Source organism: Actinomycetospora sp., from assembly GCF_036497245.1.
Taxonomy (GTDB): domain Bacteria; phylum Actinomycetota; class Actinomycetes; order Mycobacteriales; family Pseudonocardiaceae; genus Actinomycetospora.
This window is the reverse complement of the sequence record NZ_DASXJS010000224.1, coordinates 1-7,354: the sequence shown is the minus strand read 5'-3', so window position 1 is coordinate 7,354 and position 7,354 is coordinate 1. Positions and strand designations below refer to the sequence as shown.

8 protein-coding genes and 1 pseudogene are annotated in these 7,354 nt (G+C 74.3%); 5 read left to right on the top strand and 4 right to left on the bottom strand.

Going from position 1 to position 7,354, the window contains the following annotated elements; all coding sequences use genetic code 11:
- Positions 1-113: pseudogene (locus VGI02_RS23620) on the bottom strand (DNA-binding response regulator); the annotation flags it as partial.
- Positions 114-773: 660 nt separating this feature from the next.
- Entirely contained in the window at positions 774-1,373 is a 600-nt protein-coding gene (locus tag VGI02_RS23615; protein ID WP_331631467.1) for a DUF3000 domain-containing protein, read from the bottom strand.
- 125 nt (positions 1,374-1,498) lie between these two features.
- Here VGI02_RS23615 and hemE point away from each other — a divergent pair, with 125 nt between their 5' ends.
- The 4 genes from hemE (at position 1,499) to VGI02_RS23595 (ending at position 5,582) form a co-directional block, all read left to right on the top strand.
- On the top strand, positions 1,499-2,593 hold the full coding sequence (gene hemE / locus VGI02_RS23610; protein WP_331631465.1) for a uroporphyrinogen decarboxylase: 1,095 nt from the start codon (positions 1,499-1,501) through the stop codon (positions 2,591-2,593).
- Positions 2,590-4,053: a protoporphyrinogen oxidase gene (gene hemG / locus VGI02_RS23605; RefSeq protein ID WP_331631463.1), complete on the top strand. Its 1,464-nt coding sequence runs from the start codon at positions 2,590-2,592 to the stop codon at positions 4,051-4,053. Before hemE ends, hemG begins: the two co-directional genes overlap by 4 nt.
- A 99-nt stretch (positions 4,054-4,152) precedes the next feature.
- Positions 4,153-4,845, top strand: a complete 693-nt coding sequence (hemQ, locus tag VGI02_RS23600; RefSeq protein WP_331631461.1) for a hydrogen peroxide-dependent heme synthase — start codon at positions 4,153-4,155, stop codon at positions 4,843-4,845.
- Positions 4,842-5,582: an SDR family oxidoreductase gene (locus VGI02_RS23595; protein WP_331631459.1), complete on the top strand. Its 741-nt coding sequence runs from the start codon at positions 4,842-4,844 to the stop codon at positions 5,580-5,582. Before hemQ ends, VGI02_RS23595 begins: the two co-directional genes overlap by 4 nt.
- 1 nt (position 5,583) lies before the next feature.
- Here the strand turns inward: VGI02_RS23595 and msrB are convergent, their stop codons facing one another.
- Positions 5,584-6,006 (bottom strand): peptide-methionine (R)-S-oxide reductase MsrB, encoded by a 423-nt coding sequence (gene msrB, locus VGI02_RS23590; protein WP_331631457.1) that lies wholly within the window; start codon positions 6,004-6,006, stop codon positions 5,584-5,586.
- Between the two features lie 40 nt (positions 6,007-6,046).
- Positions 6,047-6,361, bottom strand: coding sequence for a hypothetical protein (locus tag VGI02_RS23585; RefSeq protein WP_331631455.1), 315 nt, complete (start codon positions 6,359-6,361; stop codon positions 6,047-6,049).
- Positions 6,362-6,386: 25 nt separating this feature from the next.
- Between VGI02_RS23585 and ligD the strand changes: the two genes are divergently transcribed.
- A partial coding sequence (gene ligD, locus VGI02_RS23580) for a non-homologous end-joining DNA ligase (RefSeq protein ID WP_331631453.1) occupies positions 6,387-7,354 on the top strand: 968 nt, incomplete at its 3' end.

The window sequence follows — 7,354 nt, the reverse complement described above, 5'->3', positions numbered from 1 at the left end:
GCCTCGCGCAGCAGCGGGTGGTCGTCGACCACCAGCACGGAGAACATCTCTTCCCGCGGATGCGGAACCATCGCCGGTGGCAACAGCCCGCTCGCGACGCCTCGTAGAGCCATCCCTGGGCCCACGGTAGCCACGTCAACTACCTCCCTGGAGTCGGTCTTGCCCCCCGACAAGACGCACCGGGAACCCTCGGTCGACGACCGCGCCGCCGAACGGCCGAGGAAGTGCGTCGCGGGAGAACATATCCCCCCTGGCGAGTTAACGAGAGCATTAGGGCCAACTTCGCTCGGTGGAGTTCCGCCCGTTACGGCGCAGTGGTCACTCCTTGGTGTGGTCGGTGAACGCTCTGTCGTCTTCTTGTGACACTGTGTGTAGTTGATGTGACAGTGAGTGCTCAAAGACTCCGTTCGCCCCAACGCCGTTGCAACCTTTGACGCAATCTCGGCTTCACATCGGCCGTAGCGCTTCGGGGACGTTCGGCGGCGCCGCCGTGGCCCGCTCGCTGCGGGTCGTTCACCCGCGTTGGCGAAGCGCAGATGCATCCGCAGATGCGGACAACAGGGTCCCGCGGCCTGCGAAAGTGCTCCGATCGGCACCACTGGTACCGGGAAATGGGGGTTCCGAAAAGGCCGGGAAGACGTTCGTTGAAGAGACGACGAGAAGCGTCTGTCTCTGTCCGGCACAATCCGACGCGGCGACCCGCCACGGCACGCGGCACCCCGCCACAGCGGGGAGGTCGGGCGGGCCGGAGCCGGCCCGACGGTGACCCGGGGTCAGCTCGGACGGCGGGCCGCGAGGCTCGCCACGCCCACCGGGGGCAGCCCGGCCGCCGTCGCCAGCACCGTGGTGAACGCGCTGCCGTGCTCGGTGAGGTCGACGACCCCGTCCCGCAGCACCGGCGTCCACGACGCCCGCAGCTCCAGGTCGGTGACGTGGGCCGGCCCGGAGATGTCGCCGAAGCGCACCGACGAGGTCTGGGTGACCGTGCCGCCGACCGCCGTGGACGACGCCGCGCTCTCCTCCAGGGCACCGGTCAGCCACGACCACGCGACCTCCGGCAGCAGCGGGTCGGAGGCGTGCTCCGGGTCGAGCTCGGCTCGCACGAACGTCACCAGCCGCAGCGTCCCGTCCCAGGCCTCCTGGCCGTCGGGGTCGTGCAGGAGCACCAGGCGGCCGGTGACCAGTACTTCCGGCTCGGCGTCTCCGGGTTCCGTGGTCGGGGAGACGACCTCCGCGCTCCACGCGGCCGACCAGGGCGCGAGGCGCTGCGGCGGGCGCATGTCGCGCAGCTCGATCTCCGGGCGGGGGCGCAGAGCAGCCAGCGACTCCACGGCCCGTCGGAACGTCTCGGGGGTGGTCGCTGTAGCCGTCACCTCGCGGAGCGTAGGTGGCGGGCGGCACGTGCGGGAGTACCGACGCGCCGGGGCGCCACGCCGGAGGACCGAGCCCGGACGTGGCGCGACGACACCGTCCGGGCGGCTGGCACACTGGGGCCACCATGAGTGCGCCGACCACGAGCCCCGCCGCCGGGTCGGGCGGCCCGACGGGATCGGTCAACCGCCGTGCCCTTCCCGGCTCCGCCTTCCTCGCCGCCGCGCGCGGTGAGACCCCCGCGCAGCTGCCCGTCTGGTTCATGCGCCAGGCCGGCCGCTCGCTACCGGAGTACCGGCAGGTGCGCCAGGGGACCGGGATGCTCGAGTCCTGCCTGACCCCGGACCTGGCGTGCGAGATCACGCTGCAGCCGGTCCGCCGCTACGGGGTGGACGCCGCGATCCTGTTCTCCGACATCGTCGTGCCCCTCAAGGTGGCCGGCATCGGGGTGGACATCGTCAGCGGCACCGGACCGGTCATCGAGGCGCCGGTGCGCACCTCCGCCGACGTCGCCGCCCTGCCGCGCCTCGACCCCGAGGGCGTCGCGCCGGTGGCCGAGGCGGTCGGGTTGCTCGTGCGCGAGCTCGGGTCCACGCCGCTGATCGGATTTGCCGGGGCCCCGTTCACCCTCGCCTCGTACCTCGTGGAGGGCGGTCCCAGCCGCAACCACGAGCGGACCAAGGCCCTCATGCACGCCGAGCCCGACACCTGGCACGCGCTGCTCGACCACCTCGCCGACCTGACGCTGACGTTCCTGCGTGCGCAGGTGGACGCCGGGGTGGACGCGGTCCAGCTGTTCGACTCCTGGGCGGGCGCGCTCTCCGAACGGGACTACCGCGCGCTCGTCATGCCGCACTCGGCGAAGGTCCTCGCGGGCCTGGCCGACGCCGGGGTCCCGCGGGTCCATTTCGGGGTCGGCACCGGCGAGCTCCTCACGGCGATGGGCGAGGCGGGCGCGGACGTCGTCGGGGTCGACTGGCGCGTCCCGCTCGACGAGGCCACCCGCCGTGTCGGGCCGGGCCGGGCCCTGCAGGGCAACCTCGACCCCGCCGTGCTCTTCGCCGGCCCCGACGTGGTCGAGCGCGAGGTGCACCGCATCGTCGACGAGGGCCGCGCGGCGCCCGGGCACGTCATGAACCTCGGGCACGGCGTGCTGCCCGAGACCGATCCCGACGCGCTCGCCCGTGTCGTCGACCTGGTGCACGCCCTGCCGGTCCGGTGAGCAGCGCGGACCCGGCGGCCCCCCGGCCGCCGCGGGTGGTCGTCGTGGGCGGCGGGGTCAGCGGGCTCGCCGCGGCGCACCGCCTGCGGACCCTCCTGGGCGACGCCGCGTCGATCACCGTGCTGGAGTCCGCCCGGGTGCTCGGCGGGAAGCTCGCCGCGGTCGACCTCGGCGGGGTCCGCGTCGACGTCGGGGCCGAGGCCTTCCTGGCCCGCCGCCCGGAGGCCGCCGCGCGCCTGACCGAGCTGGGGCTGGCCGACGACATCGTGCACCCGTCGGCGGCCTCGTCGGGGATCCGCGCGGGCGGGGCCACCCACGCCATGCCGCGGCGCACCGTCATGGGCGTACCCGCCGACCCGCCGGCCGTCGCCGACCTGCTCTCGCCGGCCGGGCGGGCCGCCCTCGAGGCCGAGGACGCGCTGGGGCCGGTCGCCTGGGACGGCGACGACACGGTCGGCGGGCTGGTGCGGGCCCGGTTCGGCGACGAGGTCGCCGAGCGCCTCGTCGACCCGCTGCTCGGCGGGGTCTACTCCGGGCGGGCGGACGCCCTCGGTGTGCGCGCCACCGTGCCCGCGCTCGCCGACGCGCTCGACCGCGGCGCTCCGACACTCCGCGCCGCCGCCGCCGAGGCCCTGCCCGCGGCCCCCCTCGAGGGCACCGCCCCGGCTCCCGTGTTCGGCACGCTGCGCACCGGGCTCGCCGACCTCCCGCCCGCGCTCGCCGTTGCCGCCCGCGCCGAGGTCCGCGTCGCCCGGACGGTCACCGGCCTCGCCCGGACCGACGGCGGCTGGCGCGTCACGGCGTCGGGGCCCTCGGGCGAGGAGGTCCACGACGCCGACGCGGTGGTGCTCGCCCTCCCGGCCCCCGGGCTGCGCCGGCTGCTGGGCGACGTCGCCCCCGGGGCCGCCCGGGCCGCCGCGGGCATCGACCTGGCCTCCAGCGCCGTCGTCGCGCTCGCCGTGCCGCCGGGCACCGACCTCGGCGAGCGCTCGGGGGTGCTCCTCGGGTCGGGGGAGCACCGGCCGGACGGCGCGCCGTGGACGATCAAGGCGGTGACGGTGTCGTCGGTGAAGTGGCCGCACCTGGCTGCCGACGACGCGCTGGTGCTGCGCGCCTCGGTCGGGCGCTTCGGCGACACCGTCGCGCTGAACCGTGACGACGACGACCTGGTGTCGGCGGTCCGGGCCGACCTCGCGGCGCTGCTCGGGCTGGACGTCGAGCCGGTCGAGACGGTGGTCGCGCGCTGGGGCGGAGGGCTGCCGCAGTACGGCGTCGGCCACGACCAGACCGTCGCGGACCTCGAGCGCGCGGTGGCCGCGGTGCCGGGGCTCGCGGTGGCGGGGGCGGCACTGCACGGCGTCGGGGTGCCCGCCTGCCTGGCCACCGGCGACGCGGCGGCCGAGCGGGTGGCGGCCCACGTCGCCTCCCTGGCGGCGCGAGGGGAACCCTCGGGCGGATAGAGCGACCGGATCGTCCCCTCGCGGCTCGGGGCGGGAGGCCCGACCGTCGGGCCCACGCCCACCGGTCCGCGCCGGCCAGCCCGTGGCACGATGGGACCCGTGGCACGGCTGAACTACGACGAGCTCAACTCGACGGTCCGATACGCCATGTGGTCGGTGTTCCGCACCGACCAGGCGCGGCTCCCGGAGGACCGCCGCGCGGTCGCGGACGAGTTCACCTCCGTCCTCGACGAGCAGGAATCGAAGGGTGTGGCGGTTCGCGGCGTCTACGACCTCGCGGGGATGCGCGCCGACGCCGACTGGATGGTCTGGACCCACGCGCCGGAGATCGAGTCGCTGCAGTCCACGTACACGGCGCTGCGCCGCACGGCGCTCGGGCGGGCCTCGGAGCCGGTGTGGTCGAGCACGGCGCTGCACCGGCCTGCGGAGTTCAACAAGAGCCACCTGCCCGCGTTCGTCGCGGGGGAGGAGCCGAAGGGCTACCTCTGCCTGTACCCGTTCGTCCGCTCGCTCGACTGGTACCTGCTCCCCGACGAGGAGCGCCGCCAGATGCTCGCCGACCACGGCAAGGCCGCCCGCGGCTACGCCGACGTCCGCGCGAACACCGTCCCCGCGTTCGCCCTCGGCGACTACGAGTGGATTCTCGCGTTCGAGGCCGACCAGCTCGACCGCATCGTCGACCTCATGCGTGACCTGCGCGCCACCGAGGCCCGGCGGCACGTCCGCGAGGAGATCCCCTTCTTCACCGGCCCGCGGGTGGAGCCCGGCGCGCTGCTCGCCCTCTCGGCGTGACGGACCTGCCTCCCGGGACCCGCGCCGTCGTCACCGGCGGCAGCCGCGGCATCGGTCGCGCGGAGGCCCTCGCCCTGGCCGGCGCGGGCGCCCGGGTCGTCGTCGGGTACGGGCGCAGCGCCGAGGCCGCTGACGCCGTCGTCTCCGAGATCGCCGCCCGGGGCGGCGAGGCCCACGCCGTGGCGGCCGACATGGCCGACCCCGACGCCGTGGTCGCGCTCATGGACCGCGCGGCCGAGCTCCTCGGCGGGATCGACGTCCTGGTCAGCAACGCCGGGGTCGAGCACTTCGGCGCGCTCGGGACCGTCACGGCCGCCGAGTTCGACGCGACGTTCGCCGTCAACACCCGCGGACAGTTCCTCGCGGTCCAGGCCGTCCAGGCCCACATGGGCGAGGGCGGGCGGATCGTCCTGACCTCGTCGATCTCCGCGGGGATGGGGGTGCCCGGGCACGCGGTGTACGCCGGGTCGAAGGCCGCGGTGGAGGCGATGGTCCGCTGCCTCGCGCTCGACCTGGTCCGGCGGAAGATCACGGTCAACGCGATCGCCCCCGGCGGGACCGCCAGCGACATGGCCGCCGAGAACGGGCCGCACTACGACAACGACCTGACGGCGATCTCCTGGCCGATGGGACGCTACGGCGAGCCCGAGGACATCACGCCGACCGTGCTCTTCCTCGCCTCACCCGACAGCGCCTGGATCACGGGCCAGACGCTGCGGGTCTCCGGCGGGCAGTAGGTCAGGCCTTCTTCGGCTCCAGCGTCAGCGACACCGAGTTCATGCAGTACCGGTCGTCGGTCGGCGTGCCGTAGCCCTCGCCGTGGAAGACGTGGCCGAGGTGTGAGTGGCAGGTGCCGCACAGCGCCTCGACGCGCTTCATGCCCATCGAGGAGTCCTCGCGCAGGATGACGTTGTCGTCGCCCGAGGGTGCGTAGAACGACGGCCACCCGCAGTGCGAGGCGAACTTGGTCTCCGAGCGGAACAGCTCCGCGCCGCACGCGCGGCAGTGGTAGACGCCCTCGGTGAACGTCTCGTCGTACTCCCCGGTGAACGGGCGCTCGGTGCCCGCCTCACGCAGGACGTGGTACTCGTCGCGCGAGAGCTGCTCGCGCCACTCGGCGTCCGACTTCTCGACCTTGGGCTTGCCGATCGCACTGCTCATGCACCCAGGCTAATACGGGTCGCGCGCAATCGTCCGGGACTCAGATCAGCCAGGTGCCGACCAGGAACTCGAGCACCTCGTAGACGACGTAGCCGGCGCCGAGCAGGACGAGGACGGCGAGCAGCCAGGCGGCCCAGCGCTGCAGCCCGCCCACGCGGTTGGCCGACTCGGCGAAGTCCCGCACACCGGACAGCTCGCCCTCGACGGTGAACATCGGCCGCACCCGCTCCATACGGTCGAGGTGCTCGGCGAACGCGCGCGCCTCCGGGTCGTCGGGGTCGAGCCCGACGAGGTCGTCGTGGAACCGGCGCGTCGGGTCGGGACGTCCGGCACCAGATGAAGCACCCCAGGTCACGCCCGCCACGGTAGCCTCCGCAGCTGTGGCCCGGTCCCCTGCGGTGGAGCTCGAGGTGGGCGGGCGCACGGTGCGCGTCTCCAACCCCGACAAGATCTACTTTCCGGATCGGGGGATCACCAAGCAGCGCGTGGTGGAGCACTACCTCGCCGTCGCCGACCCGCTGTTGGGGGTCCTCGTCGACCGGCCGACACACCTCAAGCGCTTCGTCGACGGCGTCGCGGGCGAGTGGTTCTACCAGAAGCGGCTGCCCAAGGGCGCCCCCGAGTACGCCGAGACGGTGCAGGTGCGTTTCCCGTCCGGGCGCCCCGCCGACGTGCTCTGCCCGACCGAGCCCGCGGTGCTCGCCTGGGCCGCGAACCTCGGCACCTTCGACTTCCACCCCTGGCCGGTCCGACGGCCCGACGTCGACGCGCCGGACGAGCTGCGCATCGACCTCGACCCGCAGCCGGGCACCGACTTCGCCGACGCCGCGCGGGTTGCGGCCACCCTGCGCGAGGTGCTCACGGAGGCGGGACTCGTCGGCTGGCCGAAGACCTCCGGCGGGCGCGGCATCCACGTCATGGTCCCGATCCGTGCCGAGTGGGACTTCGTCGCGGTGCGCCGCGCCGTCATCGCGATCGGGCGCGAGGTCTGCCGTCGGATGCCCTCCGAGGCGACCGTCGACTGGTGGAAGGAGGAGCGCGGCGAACGCGTGTTCCTCGACTTCAACCAGGCCGCACGTGACCGCACGATCGCCTCGGCGTGGTCGTTACGGGGCACGCCCCGGGCGACGGTGTCCTTCCCGCTGCGCTGGGCCGAGCTCTCCGACGCCGAGCCGGACGACTTCGACGTGCTCACCGCGGCCGACCTGCTCGCCGAGCGCGGCGACGCCCACGCGGGCCTGCACGACGAGCCGGCTGGGCTGGAGACGGTGCTGGAGTGGGTCGAGCGCGACGAGCGTGATCACGGGCAGGGCGACATGCCCTACCCGCCCGAGTACCCGAAGATGCC